Source organism: Pseudoalteromonas luteoviolacea, from assembly GCF_000814765.1.
Taxonomy (GTDB): Bacteria; Pseudomonadota; Gammaproteobacteria; order Enterobacterales; family Alteromonadaceae; genus Pseudoalteromonas; species Pseudoalteromonas luteoviolacea_H.
The window spans coordinates 689,154-709,573 of the sequence record NZ_JWIC01000010.1; the positions used below are offsets into that span (position 1 = coordinate 689,154).

Genomic DNA, 20,420 nt, shown 5'->3' on the forward strand with positions numbered 1-20,420 from the left:
TTAGTCGTAAACATGACATTACGTTTACGTAAACTGCTAATTGAAAAAACATGAAAATATTTAATAGATATTAAAATCAGTAAGTTAACTTGTTTTTGCTTTTTGGAAAGCGCATTTTATTAACACTTCATACGGTATAAGACATTAGTCTAATTAGCACAATAAAATATCAATTGTTCTTAATATTCAGCGTATTATATTTATCAATCGGTCCACTGGCTTATTCATGCCAAGCCGGATAAGATTAACCTTCAAACCGATCATCGACTTTGATAACAGAATCAATCACATCAACTAGGACCGACGATGACAGCTGCGCTTATTTTGGTTGCCCTTAGCTATATTGGCCTATTATTTTGGCTGGCTAACTGGGGAGATAAACACACGCCATTGGCACAAAAAATAAGCCATCACCCTTTTGTCTATGCGCTCGCGCTAGGGATTTACTGTACTTCTTGGACGTATTACGGCTCAGTTGGAACAGCGGCAGCCAGTAGCTGGCATTTTTTCCCCATTCTACTTGGTCCCGCACTCTTGTTTTTGTTCGGCCATGGTTTTTTACGTAAACTGATTTTGGTGAGTAAAAAGCAAAATATCACCACCATTTCTGACTTTATCAGTGCTCGATACGGCAAACGGCAAATGACCGCCGTCATGGTCACCTTAATTGCTTTGCTGGCCACCATTCCCTACATTGCATTGCAATTGAAAGCCCTCGCCAATAGCTTCGAGTTACTGCGTCAAAACGATAATATCTCGGGTGCTATGTTGGCACTCACAGGTACCCTAATGATGGCTTTATTTGCAATATTTTTTGGCGCAAGAAAAGTCGATGTCACCGAGTACCGATCAGGCCTGATGTTAGCCATTGCATTCGAGTCCATCATTAAATTACTCGCTTTAATTGCTGTGGCCTATATCTCAGTTCAAGCACTGTTTATGCAAAGTAATACAGTATCTATTTGGTCCCATTGGCAAAACTTTAATTTTGCTGACTTTAACTTTGTCGGTCAGACGCTCATGGCTGGCGCAGCCATTATTTGCTTACCCAGGCAGTTTCATGTCACTGTAGTGGACAATCAAAATAGCACTCACTTAAATACCGCTAGATGGGCTTTCCCGTTATATTTGATGTTGATTGCGTTGATGATTATACCCATCGCCAGTGCCGCAATTCATCCCAATATTGGCCAAGATATTGCGGCAGATAGCTTTGTTTTAGGGCTGCCATTGAGTATTGACTATCCAGTCATTTCTACGTTTGTGTTTATCGGGGGGCTGTCAGCTGCAACGGCAATGATTGTGGTCGCGACACTTACACTCAGCACCATGCTATCCAATGATATTGTCTTGCCTTTGCTGCTTAAAAGGCGATTTAAAAAGAGCTTATTGACCAGCAACTATAAATCTCAAATCCTGTTAGTTCGACGCTTCATTATCGGCGCTATTTTGCTGCTCGCTTATCTATATCAACAATGGATCGGACATGGTGCAGCGCTGGCCAGTATGGGGTTGGTCGCGTTCTCTTTAGTCACCCAATTACTACCAGCCATTGTGGGCGGTTTGTACTGGCGTAAAGGTCATGCGTATGGCGTTTATGCAGGGTTGCTTGCCGGGTTAATTTGTTGGGCGCTCTTTTTATTGCTGCCAATCGTGTCTGCGCCAGAACTACTTGATTATCAGACCCAACAATCTATTGTGACACGCGGAACCTTACTCGCATTGCTCGCCAATGTGAGCTGTTATATTAGCTTTTCATTAGGTGCATATGAACGCCTTATTGATAAATTACAAGCCACCGCGTTTGTCAGGCCCAAAGAGCAAGCAGCACTGGCAAAAAAACTAAATAAAGAAGTAAAAGCGTCTGTTTATGACTTCAAAGTCCTGTTACAAACCTTTTTAGGAATTCAACGAAGTCAGCAACTGCTTGGCCACTATGCACTCAATGAAGATATAGATGAAAACAACGCAACACCCACACCTGACTTTATTAATTTTTGTGAACGAGCACTCACTGGTGTACTCGGAGCCTCATCTGCACAGGCGCTGATCCATGCCGTTTCTTCCGGCAAGCAAATGGCCTTTGAAGAAGTGGTGACCTTTTTCGATGAAACCACACAGGCACTGCAATTCAACCAAAACCTATTATTTACCTCATTGGAAAACCTCAGTCATGGTATATCGGTTGTTGATAAAGATCTCAAACTAGTCGCATGGAATAAGCGCTACAATGAAATGTTTGAATACCCTCAAGGCTACCTTCAAGTTGGTCAGGATATTGAGGAAATCATTCGATATAACGCACAGCGCGGAGAGTGTGGTCCAGGTACACTGGACAAGTTGGTTGAGAAGCGCGTGCAACACCTACGAAACGGTACGCCTCACCACTATATTAGACACAGAGAGAATGGCCAAGTATTTGAAATGACCGGAAACCCGCTGCCAGGGGGCGGTTTTGTAACGAGCTTTTCCGATATCACCATGCACATGGCAACGCAAAATGCCCTAGAAGAAATCAATATGGACTTGGAAAACCGCATTGAAGCGAGGACTTTGGAGATCCGTGCAATTAATCAAGATTTAGAAGCGCAAATAGCCACCCGAGAAAAAATAGAACAAGATCTGGTTAGTGCTAAAAAAGAAGCAGAACGTGCAAATGACAGTAAAACTCGATTTTTAGCGCTTGCAAGCCACGATATATTGCAACCACTCAACGCGGCGAGACTCTATCTTGGCGCCATCGATGAACAGAAGCTGCCTGAAAGCGAGCAAAGCAATCTGAGCAAACTTGGAGATAGTCTGGATTCGACTGTTCACCTTATGTCCTCTTTGCTCGATATTGCAAAATTAGAACAAGGTGCGATGCAGCCAACCCCTAAGCACTTTAATTTAAATGACATTATCAAACCGTTGGTGAATGAATACGTACTGCTTTGCCAAGATAAAGGACTCACACTTAAAGTGCGTAATACGGATCACACAGTGCACAGCGACATAACATACCTTCGTCGTGTCATTCAAAACCTCGTTTCTAATGCCGTAAAATATACTGACACAGGCACGGTGCTCATAGCATGTCGCAAGCGCGCACATAGTCTGCGTATTGAAGTATGGGATACTGGCCCGGGGATCTCCCCTCGTGAGCAAGAGAAAATTTTCAATGATTTTTACCGAATAGAAGCTGGCGATAACCGCGGCGTGGGATTGGGCCTCGGCGTAGTCAAGCGTCTGTGTGATTTAATGAGTATTCCACTGAACATGCATTCACAGATCTCTGCAGGCAGTCGTTTTTTTATTGAGGTTCCCTTGGGTGAACCACAGCAAATACAAACGGATAAGAGTGTCACGCCATCAAGAAGTAAACGCGATTTATCAGTCATTGCAATAGACGATGATCCAAATAACTTAGCGGCTATGTCTAGCCTATTGAATAAATGGCAGCTTCAACATTTATTATTTTCTCAGGTCGATGAGGTAATCACACATGCTCAAAGTCATCCTGCGCCGGATATTTTATTGGTGGATTATCAGCTAGGTACGGATTGCGATGGTGTGATGTTGATACAAAAACTGAGAGCGATCTGGCGTCATGACATTCCGGCAGTTTTGATAACCGCAGTACGAGAAAACGCTTTAAAGTCACAGGTAAAAGCACAGCAAATTCATTACCTAACTAAGCCCTTAAAACCAGCGAAACTCAAAGCCTTGTTGAATCACTCTCAAGGTGTTAGCTAAAGTGCCAACTTAATTTGGTCGCGACCTGCCGCTTTAGCTTGATAAACGGCTTGATCTGCGGCCTTTAAAGATTGACTAAACGGCATATTCAGGTTGACACTCGCCACACCAATACTCACGGTAAAGTGGATAATTTCGTCTTCATACTCTACCGCTAATGCAGCTGCTTTCTCTTTCAGACGCTGCGCCACATTCATGGCTAACGACACCTCAGTCTCTGGGAGCAAAATAATAAACTCTTCCCCACCTAAACGGCACACGCAGTCCTCTGTGCGCACCAACGTGTGACAGCAAGCCGCAAATTGCTTCAATACTTCATCACCACCATCATGGCCGTATTTATCATTGATGGATTTAAACCGGTCTAAGTCAATCATCAATAAACTTAATGGTCTATCCGCTCGTTGGTGACGACTCATCTCGCTTCTTGCGTAATCCATCAAATAGCGACGATTCTTAAGTCCAGTTAGGACATCTTGAAATGCCATTTCAGTCAGCTTTTGCTGCATTTGCCACAACTCATGCACGAGCAGACGTCGACTGCAACAATCAGCAATCAGCTCTGCAGCCACAACTTCCCATTGCAGCCACTCTCTCGGTTCGAAGCGCCCTTCACAACACACAACGCCAATCGCTAACCCATTTTGAAAAATCGCTGTATCCAATAATGCGCAGATCTGCTGGGGGACTAAATATCCCTCTGTGAATTCGCTGGTTCTGGCATCTGTCATCGCATCACTGGCAGAAATAGTTTCACCGTTGACAATTGCACGGAAATAATTTGGGTAATCTTGTACTTTTAGCTCAGGTAACGGGCCAGTGATCAGGCCACTCCAATCTGTATTGGCAAAATTAATAAGCTTGCCAGGTGTAGAAGCATCGTCAAACAGCCACACTGATACACGGCTTACATTTAACAACGCCTTGGCTTCAAATAATATGTCGGATAAAAACTGCTGATGGCCAACAGAAACGTCAACCTCTTTTGATAAGACCCTTCTTAGCCTCTGTGTTACATGTGTTAGTTCATTATGCCTATTATTCGGCATATCCCCTTCATACTCTTTCACATCAACAGCCAATGTCATCACCCAAATACATCTAGTTTATACACCCATTAACCTATTTTAGGTCACTTGTCATCATATGTAGCCTGGACTCCATCGACTCCAACTTGGGTTAACCACTCACTCGCTATTCAATGCCAGTATAACCGTTGGCTACTTTCACTATTAATAATACGCCGATAAGATAAAAAAGCACTCTCTATTTATCCCAATTAGGGGACTCATTCAGAGATAAAATATTATAATTTGATCTGGCATATTTATTATGCTGCTGTTGGGCAAGCGTTAATGCCTTATACACCTTCGCCTTTCTATGTAGATTCAGACGGTTATTACCCATCTAAATAAAAAAGGAGCCAGTTGGCTCCTTGTTTATTTAGATAGATATTTACTCAAATACTTTTTCAGAACAGGGTCATGCTGGGCCATGTCTCTTTGCTCTTCCAAAATATCATTCAGCATTTGATAAGACGTCAAAGGGTTTGCCAAAACAACCCGAAACACAACGGTCGGTTGATTATCATATTGCTTTGGTGTCAAACGCGTCCTTGATACAAAAGAGCGACCTGTTTCACGCTGCCGCTTTTGCATACTGGCTGTGAGGCGGTTTAATGCAGCATAAATATCCAGTTTCTCTTGCTCATCCGCGACTTGTAAAGCTTGTTTCACTTCTCTAGGCACATAACGATACGTTAGTAGACATAACTCAGGCTGAGAGATGAGCTCAAAATCATCTTGCTCAGAAATCAAATGTGCAAAATAATGGGCTTTTTCAATACTGTGGTCAATCAGCATTTCATAGCCTTTGCGACCAATTACTTGTAAACATGCATGCACTAACATCGCCATACCTGGGCGACTGCCTTCAAGTGTATGACTGCCTAAATCTTTCGACCCTTTACGCAATATATATTCAGCATGATGCTCTATCACATCTGTCGCGGTAGGGTCTTTAAACAACACGATACCTGCACCCATTGGCACATACATTTGCTTGTGTGCATCAATGGTCACTGAGTCTGCTTTTTCAATCCCTGATAGAAGATGTCTATATGTATTAGACAGCAATGTCGCACCACCCCAAGCTGCATCAACATGAAAGTGACAACCAAGCTCTTTACACAAGTCAGCCATATCATTTAAAGGATCAATACTACCGGTCTCAGTTGTGCCTGCGACACCCACAATCGCCATCACCTTAATCCCTTTGGCCTCAAGCTCAAGTGCGGTCTCACGCATGGCATGCATATCAACCTTATTGTCTTGGTTGGTGCGAACTGCGATGAAATTATCACGCCCAATACCGAGTACATCGGCTGCTTTGCCTAGAGAGTAATGACCCCGCTCTGATACCAGTACAGCTAACCCTTTATAACCATAATGCATCATTGCCGCAAACATGCCCTGAGAAGAAATTCCCTTAAAATCACCTTCTGGTTTCAGTAAGCGATTTCGTGCTATCCATAATGCGGTAATGTTGGCAATGGTACCACCAGAACAAAACGCACCGAGCGCATTCTTAGCGCTGTGCATCCACTTTTGATAAAAGCTTTCATCTTGTCCATATGTCAAATGGTGCATCATGCCCAAAACTTGACGTTCAAGTGGTGTAAATGCTTTCGACGTTTCAATTTTTACCAAGTTTTGGTTTAGCCCAACCATAAGCTTAGATAGCGGCAACAAAAAGTGCGGCAATGCCGATGTCATATGACCAATAAAGCTTGGCGACGCGGTATGAACTGAATGTGCGACTAATTGCTCCATTATATCCTGAGCATAGTCAGACACGAACGTTGGCTCTTCAGGGATCGCTGCCGACTGAAAATCTTTCTCTATCTCATGTAGGGGTTTTTCAATCGCTGCAATATTTTCGTTCAAAAAACCCGCTAGATTATGAGAGATCTCTTGTTCAATTTTACTGAGTGTAGAGCCAGGAGCTTCCGGTACGGTAAATATTCGCATCAAGCTTTCTTCAGAAGCGACTGCACAACGCTTTGGACCCATTGTTATTCCCAATCACAAATAGAGTAGATAAGTGCTGATGCGCTGACATCTAGCCTAACAGACACATCTACCTTACTAATTTATTACGAAATCACTAACTCTACTTTAAAGTTGCCAGAAAGTCTTTAAATGCGGTGTAAAAAAATAAGCTGGTCCGCTATTTTCTCCATAAACCGCCGAAATAAAAGTTTTTCGGAACAAAAAACACGCGCAGTTTACTAAAAACTTTGTAAACTCTGCATCAAAGATATAAAATTTGTAATATTATTTAACGAATAAGCAATCGGAACTGCAATAATGAATAAATGGAATTTTGCTCACCGCACCCTGTCCTTAACATGGGTGCTCGTTGGTTTTCTCACCTTTGTGATATCCCTCGCAGGCTATGTGTACTACACATACCAAAGCAGTAAAGCGGTCATCATGGATGACATTGATAATAAGCTGCGCATCGCTGCTCACAGCGCAAATTTATTCGTCGGACCAGCTTATCACGACAGCTTAACAGATTTATCAACACAAGAATTTAAGGCTCGAAGCGAACAACTCACTAAGTTGGCGCAATCAGTGGGGGTCGAATACATATATGCAATGATTTACGACTCTCCACATGTGCGTTTTACCGCCTCAAGCTATACCATTGAAGATGTTGCCAAAGGTCATTTAACTCAATTCAAAGATATATATGAAGAAGCGACAACCAGCAACAAGGGGGCTTTTCGTTCAACTACTGAAGTATTTGAGATATCTACAGATAAATGGGGACATTTTAAAACCATTTTCGTCCCACATATTACACCTAATGGTCAAATTTACCTAACAGGCGCGGATATCACGATTTCTCACATAGAAAGCCAATTGCAGGATAACGTTACCCAAGCAGTCCTATCTGCGAGCTTTTTCTTTTGTATCGCTTTGCTGGTTGCGGGAACCTATATACTCGTTTATCGCCGCACACTGACGACCGATGCACGTACAGGATTTGCAAATCGCTTAGCCTTGGAACAAGACTTAGCCAATGCGAAAAGAGCACACTTAAGCCTTGCGATTATTTCAATTTGCGAGTTAGAAGAGATTATCAGTTTTTACGGTGCTGGCGTTGGCGATAAAGTCATTCAAAACGTGATGCGCTATTTCCAAAACTTAACAACGCCTTTTAAAGTCTATCGATTGGCCACCTCTAAATTAGTTTTATTGTGTGACACGCCCAATGGAGAACACTACCTCAACAACTTAATCTCTGAGTTCCCCTTTTCAAGACCTATTCTCAATGAACCCCTGTTGTATATTCAACTCAAAGCTGGCATTGCCCGCGGCAATAAAGGCTTATTACTTGAAAATGCCTTTATCGCCTGTCGACAGGCGCAACAACTGCATCAAACAACGTATATTTATGGACAGCAAACACAAAAAACTAAACTGCTTCAGGAGTCTAATTTAGCCATCGCAAAGACTGTGCAAAGCGCCTTTGACCAACATAGGATCATTCCTTACTTCACGCCAAGAGCCAGTATTAAAGAACAAAAGGTTGTGCAATATCACTGTGCCCCAAGGGTGCTGACTGAACAGGGCGTAATATTAAAATCACAAGCATTTGGAGAAGTAATCAAGCATTCGCGACTTAACTCGCAATTGACAAAACAAATGCTCGAACTGTGTGTGGCGCAGTTTAGAAAAACAAATGTTGCTTGGAGCCTAGCACTCACCCCGCAAGATTTGCGAGACCCGCAAATGATGGAATGTATTACCCAAGCTATCAATCGTTACCCGCAACCAAACCTCATCACGTTCGAGTTAGATGAACAAGCGCTGATAAGTCAGTTTAATGATATGACCGCAATTATCAGTATACTCCGCGCTAAAGGTGTTAACATTTTAGTTAATTCGCGTAATAGCGGTCTGCTTACCATTAGTCGCGTGCTAAAAATGTCCATTAACGCAGTTAAATTAGATGAAAAACTCATAGAGCAGTTGGCAGATAACCCTCAGGTTAAAGGGCTTATTAAGCACATTGGTGAGCAGTGTAAAAACAGTCAAATCGCATTAATTGTGTCAGGAATTAAGTGCAAAGCGCAGCTAGAGCAGTTAGCCGATACACACATCACTTTATTTGAAGGGGATTACATTGGCGCCGCAGCGCCACATATCAAGGAAAGCTCCACACGTACTATGCTTAATGAAACACCACAGGCACTTTAAGCGTACGGTAAAGTGACTACTAAGCGAGTACTGGCTTGGCCACTTGCCCAGTACTTGCGTTCAAATGGCGTGATAGCCTGTTCACTTTCATATGCTTCACAATCAGCTCTAACACCTGCTAACTGCAAAGCCCTAGAAAACTCTTCAACATACGTCGACCAATTACTTCGTACTTCTAACACACCGCCCAGTTTGACAATAAATGGAAATACTGCCGCGCCATGCCAGCGCCTTTGAATATGCTTTGCTTTTGGCCATGGATTTGGATATAGCAAATAATGATGACTTGGCTGCCAATTCGCTTGATAGGCTAATCGCCAGAAGTCATTAAGATCAGCCTGCACCAAAATATACTGACCATGCTCATCTTGCTTATATTCTACGTCATGTTTATCAAGTCTATGGGATGACTTATCGATACCAATTACTAGGGCATCAGGGTGACGCTGTGCCAAGTTTGCAGTACTTTCCCCCACGCCGCAGCAAGAGTCTAATACAATCGGGCCTGAGAAAGCCTGAACTTTCTCGTTTACCTCATTAAATGCTCGTAATGTGTGTTCAGCAATGGGCTTTTTGAACTCTGCATTGAGGTGTTTTAGCACTATGTCATCTAGCTTTTCATGCAAGCCATTCTGGTTTGTGGTGATACTCCGAGAGTTTGCGTCGGCCATATTACTCGTCAAATTACTTTTGAATGGAGCAATTTTAAAAGCTTGTAGAGCAAAGTAAATAGTAAAAGATAAAAAGCCTTAGCAGGTGAACAACCTTGAATACGACTTAGATACTGTGCAAAAGGTGCGTAGTGTTATCATTAACACAAAAAAGCCGACAAACAGCGTTTGTCGGCTCGATACAACTAGGTGGGGAAGCCATCACAAAGTCCGGTAAATCCGCTCTTTGTGCGTCAGCCTAGCTATCTCATCATTGCCAATTGGATTCTACTCAATATATGGCAATTCGTGTCTATCTGTGTACGGTCATAGATCGCCACAAATATAAGGACCAGCGTTTAAGTTTTGACAGTGAACGCCGCCTGTAAATCAACGGTACCACCAGCAACGGGAACAGTCTGTTCAAAAGCAACACTCTTAGTATTTAGAGATAAAGACGTCACGTTTTTTATTGATTTTAAGTTTCATAACTTTCCTTTTTAAAACTCAAAAATGTACACATAATAGGTAAACCGTGAAAATATCAAAAAAACACACTGACCCTAAAAAAATTTAAAAAAATTATCCAGCACGCAACTTGAGCGCTCAAAGTGCACTCATAAATACTGAATAATATACAATCCAAACTATGGGAACAATGTGAGAAATCCATCTAAAAAAGTGATAGATAATATTACTAATCAGATAGTTAAAAAGCTAACTCGGAGAATAAACTTCTGTGGTAACCAGCCGTTTTGCCAGTGACCGTGCCATCATCGACAATACTTAACTGCATAACCGTTATTCTAAAATCAATAAAACACAGTAATATCATGATATAGCCTAGCCATAAAAGCTGTTGTAGAGCACTTATTGGCACAGTAAAGCAGAGTGAAAGCCACATGCACGAGTGGCATGTGATAGATGAAAAAGTAGAGCACAGCCCTATTTTGGACTGTGCCCTAGAGATAACTTAGTGTCTCAGTCCGACACCACGCTTTATCAGTGTCAGCGCTATCGTAAATAGCACCGTAATAAAACCAATAAGCACACCAAATGCAACATAGATATTGACGTCGGATACACCTAAGAAGCCATACCTGAACGCGTTAACCATATAGATGATTGGGTTGATTTGCGAAACCCCTTGCCAAAACTCAGGGAGCAACTTAATCGAGTAGAATACCCCACCCAAATACGTCAACGGCGTTAGCACAAAGGTCGGAATAATACTGATATCATCGAAACTGTTTGCATACACGGCGTTGATCAAACCGCCAAGTGCAAACACAGCGGAGGTGAGCACCACAGTGGCCACAATCACTGCGATATTGTGAATTTGAATATCCACAAAGAACAAACTGACCAAGCTGACAATTAAGCCCACCAGCATGCCACGAGCCATGCCGCCCCCCATGTAACCGAGTACAATCACATAGTTGGGTACGGGTGCAACCAGTAACTCTTCAATACTCTTTTGAAACTTTGTTGAGTAAAAGCTAGACGCCACATTTGAATAGGAGTTGGTGATCACCGACATCATAATTAGACCCGGCACAATAAACTCCATGTAACCAAAGCCGCCCATTTCACCTATGCGCGATCCAATCAAACTACCAAAAATGATAAAGTAAAGTGTCATCGTAATGGCTGGCGGGACTAAGGTTTGCACCCAAATGCGCAAAAAGCGTATGCACTCTTTGATCCAAATACTTTTCAGTGCAACACGGTATTTTAATATACTCATTGCTTACGCCCCTGCTCTAATAACCCCACAAATAGTTCCTCTAAGCGATTCGCTTTATTACGCATACTTAACACTGTATTGCCCTGCTCGCTCAATTGCGCAAAGACACCGTTAAGTCCTTGTGACTTTTCCACTTCGACTTCAAGCGTGTGGTCATCAATCCAGGTAAACTGGTACCCTGACAGTGATACAGGTTTGATGGGAGCTTGTAGGTCTAAGATAAAGGTTTCTTTATCTAGTTTCGCTAACAAGGCTTTTATCGTTGTGTGCTCAACAATGACCCCTTTGTCAATAATGGCGATATTACGACACAATAACTCAGCCTCTTCTAAATAGTGAGTCGTTAAGATAATGGTCACACCTTGGCTGTTAATTTCACGCAAGAAATCCCACATCGAGCGTCTTAGCTCTATGTCCACACCCGCAGTCGGCTCATCCAATATCAGTAGCTTTGGCTCATGCATCAGTGCACGGGCAATCATTAAGCGGCGTTTCATACCACCAGATAAGGTACGTGCTTGCTTGTCTTTTTTATCAAACAGGCCGAGCTGCTTAAGGTATTTCTCGGCGCGCTGATGTGCAACTTGGCGAGGCACACCATAGTAGCCAGCTTGATTCACCAAAATTTGGTTCAGCGTCTCAAACTGACTAAAGTTGAACTCCTGAGGGACTAAGCCGAGCTCAGATTTCGCCTCTTCTAATGCGGTATCAATTGAGTGGCCAAAAACACTGACCTCGCCTTGGGTTTTATTCACTAAAGAGGCAATAACCCCAATTGTTGTCGACTTGCCCGCCCCATTTGGGCCTAACAATGCGAAGAAATCTCCTTCTTGTACCTCTAAATCTATCCCTTTAACGGCTTCAACACCGTTTTTATAGACTTTTTTTAAGCCTTTTATACTTAATGCAGTTGTCATGTATTTCGGATCCCCAATCCCCATAATGTGTTTTCAAACAATTTAGTCGCCATATCCCCAGCGTTTTGCCAGATTATGTTCGATGTTTAGATGGTCTAAAATCCGTGCCACCATAAAATCAACCAGATCCTCGATTGACTGTGGTTGATGATAAAAGCCCGGCGCAGCAGGCATAATCGTGACGCCCAATTGACTCAGCTTGAGCATGTTTTCCAAGTGGATCGGGCTAAATGGCGTCTCTCGTGGCACCAATATTAACTGCCCACGCTCTTTGATCACCACATCCGCTGCACGCTCAAGCAAGTTATCCGATGCACCCAGTGCAATCGCTGAGACACTGCCTGCACTGCAGGGACATACCACCATTCTCTTTGGTGCGGCCGAACCGGATGCAACGGGACTAAACCAGTTGTCTTTCCCAAAGACTTGAATTTGACCTTCTTTGGCTTTACATAACGCACTGAGTTGTTCAGTGGCTTTAGCTTCATTACCAGAGAGTTTAACGTTGGACTCAGTATCCAGTACCACGCGCGCGGCGCTGGAGATAAGCACAAAGACTTGATAATCCAGTGCAACCAAAACTTCTAACAAACGTAGGCCATATGGCGCACCCGATGCGCCGCTAAATGCTAACGTAATTGGATCTTTAAATTGTGACATAGGTTTATGACATTACCTTTTTAAGCTCGGCAGTAAGGGCATCATGAATGCCATTAAACCCACCGTTACTCATAATTAAAATATGCTGATTTGGCTTGGCCTGCGAAGTGACGTACTTAATAATATCATCTGTACTCGCAAAACATTGGCGACCCGCTTTTACTGCCGCTTCTTTTAAAGACCACGAAAGGCCTTGTGGCTCATAGACTAAAGCTTCATCAGCGGCGCCAAGCGCATTCATTAACGTATCTTGGTGCACACCCATTTTCATGGTATTTGAACGCGGCTCCAAAATAGCAATGATTTCATCACTGCCCACCTTGGCACGAAGCCCTGCAAGCGTCGTTTCAATCGCAGTTGGATGATGTGCAAAGTCATCATATACACTCACCCCACCAATTTCGGCTTTGAGTTCCATGCGACGTTTTGGCGACTTGAAAGTTTGCAGTGCTTCAATGCTTACCTCAACAGGGATCCCGACATGACGGGCAGCAGCAATGGCCATAATGGCGTTTTTCACATTGTGTTCACCAATGGCAGACCAGTTTACCTCACCAACTTCTTCACCCTGCAGCAGCACGTTAAAGCGGCTGCCATCTGGCGCGATTAATTGATACGACCAATCCCCACCGAGCGATTCTTTTTGACTCCAAAAACCACGCTCAAGCACCTCGTTTATTGCACTATCTTGTGCTGGATAAATCGCTTTCCCCTGCCCAGGCAGGGTTCTGATCAAATGGTGGAACTGGGTTTGGATGGCATTTAAATCAGCAAAAATATCGGCATGGTCAAACTCAAGGTTATTCAGGATTAATGTGCGAGGTAGATAATGGACAAACTTGCTGCGCTTATCAAAAAATGCGGTGTCATATTCATCGGCTTCGATAACAAAAAATGGCGTATCGGTCACCCGAGCAGACAAGCCAAAATTTTGCACAATTCCACCGATTAAAAAGCCAGGTTTAAGGCCTGCATATTCAAGCAACCAAGCGAGCATACTGGCTGTGGTGGTTTTGCCATGTGTGCCAGCAACAGCGAGTACCCAAGCATCTTGCAACACATGCTGTTTTAACCACTCAGGTCCAGATGTATACGGCAAGCCTTTCTCTAACACATACTCTACACAAGGGTTGCCGCGACTCATTGCATTGCCTATCACAACCACGTCTGGCCTTGGCTCTAACTGAGCAGGATCATAACCTTGCGTTAATTCAATCCCCAAAGATTCAAGTTGGGTACTCATTGGCGGGTAAACGTTTTGATCTGAGCCTGTGACTTTATGGCCCAAAGATTGTGCGATGGCTGCAATGCCCCCCATAAAGGTGCCGCAGATCCCAAGAATATGAATATGCATAAGTTCAGCTAGTTATGAAAGTTGCCCCTAGAGTAACATACTCCAATGAGCCTAGGCTGACTTTGTACGCAAAACACTTTTGCACAGACAAAAAAATACCAGCCTGTTGGCTGGTATTTTTAGTCAAGACTTAATTCAGTCACAACTTAAGCAACACCGTATTGGTCACGGTACGCTTTGACTGTCGCTAGATGTTCAGACGCGCTACCTTGTTGCTCTAGGTAAGTAATGAGATCAGCAAGCTTAACAATCGACACCACTTCTGTGCCAAAGTCACGCTCTACTTCTTGAATTGCAGAAAGCTCACCTTTGCCTTTTTCCTGACGGTCAAGGGCAATCAACACACCAGCTAAGTCTGCTTCATTCGCCTTAATAATTTCCATTGACTCACGGATTGCAGTACCAGCTGTGATCACATCATCAACCAACATAATACGGCCTTTAAGCTCAGAACCAACGAGGTTTCCGCCTTCACCGTGCTGCTTTTTCTCTTTACGATTAAAGCAGTAAGGCACGTCTTTGTCATGGTGATCAGCCAGTGCAACCGCAGTTGTTGTCGCAATTGGAATGCCTTTATAGGCAGGGCCAAATAACACGTCATAAGCAATGCCCGCATCTTCTAGTGCTGCTGCATAAAAACGACCTAAACGCGCAAGGTCACGACCCGTGTTAAATAAGCCAGCATTAAAGAAGTAAGGGCTAGTACGACCTGATTTAAGCGTAAACTCACCAAACTTTAGTACCTGCTTTTCCAGCGCAAATTCAATAAAATCTTTTTGATACTGTTTCATAACTCACCTACTGTTTACGCTAATGCTTGTTTTTGAATATCGATGATCTCACGAATTGAATGCTTGGCTAATGCCAGCAACTCGTCAAGCTCTTCGAATGAGAAAGGTTCGCCTTCAGCAGTACCTTGCACTTCAATCAGCTTACCTGTTTCTGTCATGATCACGTTCATGTCAGTTTCGGCTTCTGAATCTTCAAGGTACTCTAAGTCGCTGATCGCTTCACCGTTGTATACACCAACAGAAATGGCGGCAATCATGAACTTAAGTGGGTTTGCATTGATCATGCCTTTTGCACGCATGTGCGTCAGTGCGTCAACCAAAGCCACACATGCACCGCTGATTGATGCCGTACGTGTACCACCGTCTGCTTGCAGCACATCACAGTCAATTGTAATGGTGTTCTCACCTAACGCCGATAGGTCAACCGCAGCACGAAGCGCACGTGCGATAAGGCGTTGAATTTCCATCGTACGTCCACCTTGCTTGCCTTTTGCAGCTTCGCGGCCATTACGAGTGTGAGTAGAGCGAGGAAGCATACCATACTCTGCAGTGATCCAACCTTTACCCTGTCCTTTCATAAAGCGCGGTACGCCCGCTTCCACAGTTGCTGTACACAGCACTTTTGTATTACCAAACTCTACAAGCACTGAGCCTTCAGCGTGCATTGTATAGTTACGGGTAAATGTTACAGGTCTAATCTGATTTGCAGTTCTTTCGCTTGGACGCATCCACGTTCCCCTATCATCAAAGTTTCGCAATATTATAAAGGGATCCTTTGCGCTATGCCACGCAATACCAAAAGAAATCTTAGCTTTACCTATCGAGCAGCGTTTTTCTTAGGCTATAATGGCGTCGCAAACTTAATTAAATAGGAACTTTATATGATCCATAGTATGACCGCCTACGCTCGAAAAGAGGTAAAAGGCGATTGGGGCACTGGGGTTTGGGAGATCCGCTCAGTCAATCAACGTTATCTCGAAACATTTATCCGCGCGCCGGAGCAATTCAGGGCATTAGAGCCAGTAGTACGTGAACGCCTTCGTAAGCAACTGCAACGAGGCAAAGTAGAAGTCTATTTAAAATTTGCAGCAAATCCAGCTCACGTTGGTCAGCTGTCTATTAACGAAACCCTAGCCAAACAAATTTTAGAAAATGCTAAATGGGTGCAATCTATTAGCGGTGGCGACATCAACCCGACTGAAATCCTGCGCTGGCCTGGCGTGATGGAAGCTGAAGAAGTCGATTTAGATGAAGTAAACAGTGCATTACTTGCCGGTTTTGACGAAGTCGTACAAGACTTTAAAGCAGCAAGAGCCTCTGAAGGTGCAAACCTTGAGAGCATGATCACCACGCGTCTAGACAGTATTCTTGAACAAGTCGCTGTTGTTGAAGGCCACATGCCTGAAGTAACAAAATGGCAGCGTGACAAGCTCACACAAAAACTAGAAGAGCTGCAAACGGACATCGATGAATCACGCTTAGAGCAAGAGCTGATTTACCTTGCACAAAAGCAAGACGTTGCCGAAGAGCTAGACCGCTTAAAATCTCACGTCAAAGAGACGCATAAAATCTTGAAAAAAGGTGGCGCATGCGGCCGTCGTTTAGACTTTATGATGCAAGAGTTTAACCGTGAGTCGAATACACTTGCCTCTAAGTCTATCAATGCTGAGATCACCAATGCTGCGGTAGAACTAAAAGTTCTGATTGAGCAAATGCGCGAGCAGATCCAGAATATTGAGTAATACTTTTAAAATATATTCAAGCCCTGCAAATCACGTGGGGCTTACTACTTTATCTATAAAATCAAGGAATTGAATATGAAAATAAATGAAATGGTACAATTAGAAAAAGTCACTGGCGGGGTTACTCCAATAACCTCAAATGTACCTACCAATACTCCGCCCATAACATCAGCCATGTTATTAAATGGCAAAAGATTAGCCAAAAATTAGGTCGCATTTTAGATACCATTGCCCGAAATGCGCTTAGTGTGTCAATTAAATTGAGCCTTTAAACTTTGGCCTTTATCTGTACATTTAAATGGCTCATATCATCAAAGCAATTATCCAATTGTTCTACATACAGCTTGTACATAAGCTCTAGTTTTTAAAGAGTACGCTTAAAAATTAGTCGGCACCCTAGCTGTTCGAAACTATCCCGCCTATAAACTCATAAATAATTATCTAACCTATTAAGCAATAGTTGAAATATTGAAAGACGATCGCTGCCACATACCAAACTCGCATTCTGTTTAATTTAAGCCACACAACAAAATGATTCTCTTAAATACTGGTCTGCGCAACTAATCTCTATTTTTGGTGGCTTATTTTATCATCCTGTTGCAGGAATTGAGCTACTATTTGAATTTGAAGATGGCTCAGAACTGATCATGAAAGCAGCCACTTTAAGATCGGGCACTAAACTACGCTTATCGTACACTAAACACAGTGCGATAGACTCTGATGGCAATCGTATTCCAGATGCTGGGTCATCTATTGAAGGTACGTATCAGTTTTCATCGCAGCATAAGCTAGAGCAATATATACAAAAAGCAGCAGAGTATGGTATTCGGTTAAGAGTTATACAAACAGGAGTGAGGGGAAGAGTAATCATTACCCCAATTGACAGGACTTAAATTATGTTAGAAATGCTTAGAAATGGTGAGGTACACCTCATATCAGTGGCTTTTTTTGTGCAAGTTTTCGTTTGCCTTGCCATAAACTACTTCGTCGCACACAAATTCCGATATAGCAAAGTATTAGCGATTATCACGGCAATTATGCCACTTATTAACACCTATGCGACTTGTGTATATATCGCTTTAGCGATATTTCATTCTAGGCATCCGAAAGTAACAAATAGCGAGAGCTAGTTCACCCGTGCAACCAAGCCCTCTATTGGCTTGGTTTTTTAATTCATACCCCTATTATTCATTGCCAGACTGCCCACATGACTTAACGGTTCGATCAACCTAGCCTGACAAACATTTAGAAAAACGCCATTACCCACTTCTTCACCAAGAAAAGCCACAGTGCTTAGCGAGCAAGTTAACAAATTGCACCTTTTCCCTTTGTTACACTTTTATGAACCTTTTTATGCCGATATAACAAACAATCGGTAAATTAATTCATAAATTCGCAATTTTCTTATCCTTAATTAATAATTTGAGTAGGCAAATTTGATATTCCAAGGATTCGGAGTACACAACTTTCTTGGGTAACAATATGAACTTGAGTAAAAAGCTTTATTTATCCTTTGGTTGCCTCATTGCACTGATGGTTTTTTCCAGTACAGTGGTTTGGTTTAAAGTCTCGACTGAGACTGCAAGAGCATTTGAAGTCAAAGGTGATGACCTGCCTGGTATGATCTTGTACAACCGACTACTTCATTTAGAGTATCAGCTCAATAACATAGCACTTGAATACCTTAATGGCGATGTGAGCAAAGTTGGGCAATTTAACCAGCTGTTTGAACGATTCAAGTCCACGCAAAAAGAATTATATGGATACGAGTCAGCGAAGCAATCAGACAGGGACAAAATGGCCCGTATCATGGAACTGGCTGAAAAGTTTCACCGAGATGTCAATAACGAAATTTTTGCCAAGTATGACCCTCGCTCCTACGAACAAGTCAAAAAGCGGGTAGACAAACTCGATGCAGAGATGGGACAACCTCTGGAGGATTTACTCGACTCATTAAAGGAACAGGAATTTAATGACGCTTTGAAATCGTCCGATCTGCAAGAGTCGTTAAATGACGATTTACCCGGTGTGAGATACTACCTAGAATTGGTCGATGAAGGGGGAGACATGATTGCCGCTATCATCTCCCACACAACGGGTGCACCTGCCGCTGAAGCGGACTTTAACGATGATGCACAGAGCTTTCGACATTACCTAAATTTATTAAAGCCACTTGAACAAAAGCCTAACGAATTGCGCGATATCGCGCGTATCGAAGAGATGTTTGCCACCATTCAAAGTGAAGCAAAAGAGATTTTTCGAACCTACGACTCGACTGCGTACGTTAAGGCCCAACAAAAGCTTGCCGAGCTCACCTCTAACCAAATGATAGAATTGTCTGAAATCCTTGAAGTCTCAAGCGAAGAAGAAAAAGATGACGCCACTAAAGCGCTTGATCTCTTAGTTGAAGGGCTCAACACCACTTTGGTGATCATCATCCTTATTACACTCGTTGCGGCCATCATAGCCATCGCGGTTGCTTTTGTGATCAGTCGCTCAATTGTGACCCGCTTGAGTCAGGTACTCACCATTGCTGAAGGGATCAGTGAGGGAGATATCTCAAGACCATTGCTCACACATCAGGGGAAAGATGAAATTGACAGCTTAGCTGAGGCCACCAATAAGATGTCTAATTCACTGAACTCCTTGCTGCAAGCCATCAGTAACGTGGTTAATGACGTTAAAACGTCCAGTGATGATATCGCTGAAACAAACAACCAAATAGCCTCTCGCAGCCAAGCATCAGCCGACCAATCAACGCAAGTTGCCACTGCTATTGAGCAAATGAGCGCAACCGTTTCGGAAGTTGCTTCACAAAGTCAGGTTGCAGCAAGCCATGCTGATGGCGCGAGAAATCTCGCATCAGAAGGTGGCTCTACGGTGACAGCCACGGTAGATAAAATTAAATCGGCTTCAAATGAAGTGCAAGATACCGCTGAAAATGTGACTCACCTGGGTGAGTTAAGTAGCCAAATTGGCAATGTTATTGGCGTCATTGGTAGTATTGCTGAACAAACTAACTTGTTGGCACTCAACGCCGCGATTGAAGCCGCCCGTGCAGGAGAGCAAGGGCGCGGTTTTGCAGTAGTTGCAGATGAAGTAAGAACACTCGCTGAGCGTACATCAAAAGCAACCGAAGAAGTCGTCAGTACTGTGCAATCCATTCAATCCCAGACAGAGCATGCCGTTAAATCAATGGAAAACAGCGTAGCGCAAGTAAACCACAGTGTATCTATGGCAGAAGATGCGGGGACACAGCTGGAGGGCATCGTCACCGGAGCCAGTGAAATCGCTTCAATGATCCAATCAATTGCGACGGCAACTGAAGAGCAATCCGTGGTTGCCAGCGAAATGGCGCGAGATATTTCGCAAATAGAACAGTCAAGCCAAAGCTCACTGCAAGATACACAAGTCGCAGCGCATTCAGCGCAAGAGCTAAACAAACAAGCCGAAGAGTTAGCTGTTTTAGTAAGTCGATTCAGACTACGTGGATAGCAAACTGGTAACTCGGCGCGCAAAGATTTAAAATAGAGCTTTTTACGGGAAGTAACAGG

At 43.2% G+C, this 20,420-nt stretch carries 16 protein-coding genes; 6 read left to right on the plus strand and 10 right to left on the minus strand.

Annotated elements, in window-relative coordinates; genetic code table 11:
• Positions 1-306: 306 nt before the first annotated feature.
• Complete coding sequence (locus JF50_RS24640) at positions 307-3,735, plus strand: PAS-domain containing protein (protein WP_039611906.1); 3,429 nt, start codon at positions 307-309, stop codon at positions 3,733-3,735.
• Here the strand turns inward: JF50_RS24640 and JF50_RS24645 are convergent.
• Both JF50_RS24645 and panP read right to left on the minus strand, forming a co-directional pair.
• On the minus strand, positions 3,732-4,817 hold the full coding sequence (locus JF50_RS24645; protein WP_235423512.1) for a sensor domain-containing diguanylate cyclase: 1,086 nt from the start codon (positions 4,815-4,817) through the stop codon (positions 3,732-3,734). The two genes, JF50_RS24640 and JF50_RS24645, sit on opposite strands and share 4 nt — an antisense overlap.
• A gap of 357 nt (positions 4,818-5,174) precedes the next feature.
• Positions 5,175-6,806 carry a pyridoxal-dependent aspartate 1-decarboxylase PanP gene (gene panP / locus JF50_RS24650; RefSeq protein ID WP_039611907.1) on the minus strand — a complete coding sequence of 544 codons (1,632 nt, stop codon included), beginning with the start codon at positions 6,804-6,806 and terminating at the stop codon, positions 5,175-5,177.
• Between the two features lie 297 nt (positions 6,807-7,103).
• Here panP and JF50_RS24655 point away from each other — a divergent pair, with 297 nt between their 5' ends.
• On the plus strand, positions 7,104-9,005 hold the full coding sequence (locus tag JF50_RS24655; RefSeq protein WP_039611908.1) for a GGDEF domain-containing protein: 1,902 nt from the start codon (positions 7,104-7,106) through the stop codon (positions 9,003-9,005).
• On the opposite strand, the gene trmB is transcribed toward JF50_RS24655, so the two are convergent.
• The 8 genes from trmB to rph form a co-directional block, all read right to left on the minus strand.
• Positions 9,002-9,676 carry a tRNA (guanine(46)-N(7))-methyltransferase TrmB gene (gene trmB / locus JF50_RS24660; protein WP_039611909.1) on the minus strand — a complete coding sequence of 225 codons (675 nt, stop codon included), beginning with the start codon at positions 9,674-9,676 and terminating at the stop codon, positions 9,002-9,004. The genes JF50_RS24655 and trmB overlap by 4 nt on opposite strands.
• 688 nt (positions 9,677-10,364) lie before the next feature.
• Complete coding sequence (locus tag JF50_RS27825; protein WP_268747842.1) at positions 10,365-10,490, minus strand: hypothetical protein; 126 nt, start codon at positions 10,488-10,490, stop codon at positions 10,365-10,367.
• 138 nt (positions 10,491-10,628) lie between these two features.
• Positions 10,629-11,396, minus strand: coding sequence for an ABC transporter permease (locus JF50_RS24665; RefSeq protein ID WP_039612201.1), 768 nt, complete (start codon positions 11,394-11,396; stop codon positions 10,629-10,631).
• A 2-nt stretch (positions 11,397-11,398) separates the two neighbouring features.
• Positions 11,399-12,319, minus strand: a complete 921-nt coding sequence (locus JF50_RS24670; protein WP_039611910.1) for an ABC transporter ATP-binding protein — start codon at positions 12,317-12,319, stop codon at positions 11,399-11,401.
• 42 nt (positions 12,320-12,361) lie between these two features.
• Positions 12,362-12,979, minus strand: coding sequence for a flavin prenyltransferase UbiX (locus tag JF50_RS24675; protein WP_039611911.1), 618 nt, complete (start codon positions 12,977-12,979; stop codon positions 12,362-12,364).
• 4 nt (positions 12,980-12,983) lie between these two features.
• Complete coding sequence (gene mpl / locus JF50_RS24680; RefSeq protein ID WP_039611912.1) at positions 12,984-14,333, minus strand: UDP-N-acetylmuramate:L-alanyl-gamma-D-glutamyl-meso-diaminopimelate ligase; 1,350 nt, start codon at positions 14,331-14,333, stop codon at positions 12,984-12,986.
• Positions 14,334-14,479: 146 nt separating this feature from the next.
• Positions 14,480-15,124: an orotate phosphoribosyltransferase gene (pyrE, locus tag JF50_RS24685; protein WP_039611913.1), complete on the minus strand. Its 645-nt coding sequence runs from the start codon at positions 15,122-15,124 to the stop codon at positions 14,480-14,482.
• 14 nt (positions 15,125-15,138) lie between these two features.
• On the minus strand, positions 15,139-15,852 hold the full coding sequence (rph, locus tag JF50_RS24690; RefSeq protein WP_023399777.1) for a ribonuclease PH: 714 nt from the start codon (positions 15,850-15,852) through the stop codon (positions 15,139-15,141).
• 153 nt (positions 15,853-16,005) lie between these two features.
• On the opposite strand from rph, the gene JF50_RS24695 reads away from it, so the two are divergent.
• The 4 genes from JF50_RS24695 to JF50_RS24705 all read left to right on the plus strand — a co-directional run bounded on the left by JF50_RS24695 (position 16,006) and on the right by JF50_RS24705 (position 20,361).
• Positions 16,006-16,866 carry a YicC/YloC family endoribonuclease gene (locus JF50_RS24695; RefSeq protein ID WP_039611914.1) on the plus strand — a complete coding sequence of 287 codons (861 nt, stop codon included), beginning with the start codon at positions 16,006-16,008 and terminating at the stop codon, positions 16,864-16,866.
• 75 nt (positions 16,867-16,941) lie between these two features.
• Positions 16,942-17,076 (plus strand): hypothetical protein, encoded by a 135-nt coding sequence (locus tag JF50_RS27830; protein ID WP_268747843.1) that lies wholly within the window; start codon positions 16,942-16,944, stop codon positions 17,074-17,076.
• A gap of 437 nt (positions 17,077-17,513) precedes the next feature.
• Positions 17,514-17,759 (plus strand): hypothetical protein, encoded by a 246-nt coding sequence (locus JF50_RS24700; protein WP_039611915.1) that lies wholly within the window; start codon positions 17,514-17,516, stop codon positions 17,757-17,759.
• Positions 17,760-18,348: 589 nt separating this feature from the next.
• Positions 18,349-20,361 carry a methyl-accepting chemotaxis protein gene (locus JF50_RS24705; protein ID WP_039611916.1) on the plus strand — a complete coding sequence of 671 codons (2,013 nt, stop codon included), beginning with the start codon at positions 18,349-18,351 and terminating at the stop codon, positions 20,359-20,361.
• Positions 20,362-20,420: the final 59 nt, after the last annotated feature.